A 1,585-nucleotide genomic window follows, 5' to 3' on the forward strand; every position below is an offset into this window, starting at 1 on the left:
ATCTGTTGGATGATTGCTTTCTGAGCAATGCGAAGGGCCGTCAGGCCCGGAGCCAGAACAATCTGGTTCCGAGGCTTCAGCCGAGGGCATTGAACTCTCGCCATCGGCGTTACAGGACAGAATTGTTTCTTCAATTTGGTCTTGTATATGGGACCCGAAACAAGCTTCGGGCGCACCCGAAATTTCACCGGGTTTTGCGACATGTCCTTCGATGCGTTTCCAAAGGTCATGAGCGGCTTGAACATGGCATTTCAGCCGATCCAGCGACATGTACTTCAGCTTGTCGGAACGCGGCCAGGATCGAAACGCCTCCATCATGTCTTCAGTGCCTTTAGGAGGGCAGGGGAGTGAAAGGAGACGCCCATCAATATCGGTGAAGGAGATCAGAACCATCCGGAATTTCGGCGCCTTAATCCGAATGGAAAAATACCGGCATTGCGAGATAGCGACGTCACGCTCTTCGAATCCGGTGCTATCTTGCTCCATTTGGCTTTGAAGCATGGCCGTTTCCTTGGCGAAAGCGCACAAGAGCGCGCGCAGGTGATGGCCTGGAGCTTCTGGCAAGTCGGAGGCTTGGGGCCAATGATCGGGCAATGGGGCCATTTCCAGATGGCCGATAAGAAGCTCCCCTATGCCATAGATCGCTACCTCACAGAGACAATCCGCTTGTTTTTTGTGCTCGAAGGTGCGCTTGCCGATGGCGCCTACCTTGCGGGGGCCAACTACACGATTGCCGACATGATGACCTACCCGTGGGCATCTGGCGGGCTGACTTTCCTGCGTCAGGCCGAGGCAACGGGCCTGTCTGATTTGCCCAACATCGAAGCCTGGATCACGCGCGTCGCCGAACGGTCTGCCGTGCAGACAGCTGAAGAGAAACTGTCCAAACTCTGACCCTTTTCCTCACCGGAGATCTAATCATGAACCGCAGAGAATTCCTGATGACGAGTGCTGCCGCTCTCGGCGTACAATCCCTCGGAGGAAATATGGCCCTGCCTGCCGGATTGATCTGGTGCCTTCCACGTCGACTATCACCCCATGGTCGGTGTCGATCAGGTAGTTGTCGGAATAGCTGAAGAAAGCAGGCCCTTTACGCGCTGCCGTCCATTGGCTGGCAGGGTCAGAATGAGATGTGAACTTTGGCTGGGCCTCGCTGACAGCCCCGAAAGCAGCCTCATCCAGCGTGTTGAGATACTCGCGGACCGCGCGGGGCGCATCGGCCGGATCGATACTCGTCGCATCCCACTCTTCCTTTGGTGTTGAATTCTGTTTGTTGGCATCCGCCTCGATCAGGCTGGCATCAATTGCCAGGCGCTGCCCGCTCACCAGACCTTCCGCGATGCAGCGCGCCACAGTCGTATCAAACAGATGACGCAGCAGTTCACTCTCACGGAACCGACCATGCCGGTTCTTTCGTACGGGATGAGTTGAAAACCGACCCTTCGCGGCACCTTGCCTGAACTGGTAAGACGCGCAACAAAGCGGACTTTCAATTTTTTCGATTGAAAGTCCTGTGTGGATGGCTCCTGCATAGCAAGACATTTTTTGAGCTGATACGAGCGTCTGTCAGATGCAGTCGTGTGTC

Annotated in this window: 1 protein-coding gene and 2 pseudogenes; 2 read left to right on the plus strand and 1 reads right to left on the minus strand. The window is 55.5% G+C overall.

The genetic code is table 11. From position 1 onward, the window contains the following. Positions 1-369: 369 nt before the first annotated feature. A pseudogene (locus AC2FFE_RS20855) lies at positions 370-444 on the plus strand (hypothetical protein); the annotation flags it as partial. A 33-nt stretch (positions 445-477) separates the two neighbouring features. Next, positions 478-894: a glutathione binding-like protein gene (locus AC2FFE_RS20860; RefSeq protein ID WP_496847608.1), complete on the plus strand. Its 417-nt coding sequence runs from the start codon at positions 478-480 to the stop codon at positions 892-894. Positions 895-993: 99 nt separating this feature from the next. On the opposite strand, the pseudogene AC2FFE_RS20865 reads toward AC2FFE_RS20860, so the two are convergent. After that, positions 994-1,413: pseudogene (locus AC2FFE_RS20865) on the minus strand (IS5/IS1182 family transposase); the annotation flags it as partial. Between the last annotated feature and the right edge of the window lie 172 nt (positions 1,414-1,585).

It is taken from the genome of Ruegeria sp. YTSA168, from assembly GCF_059610045.1.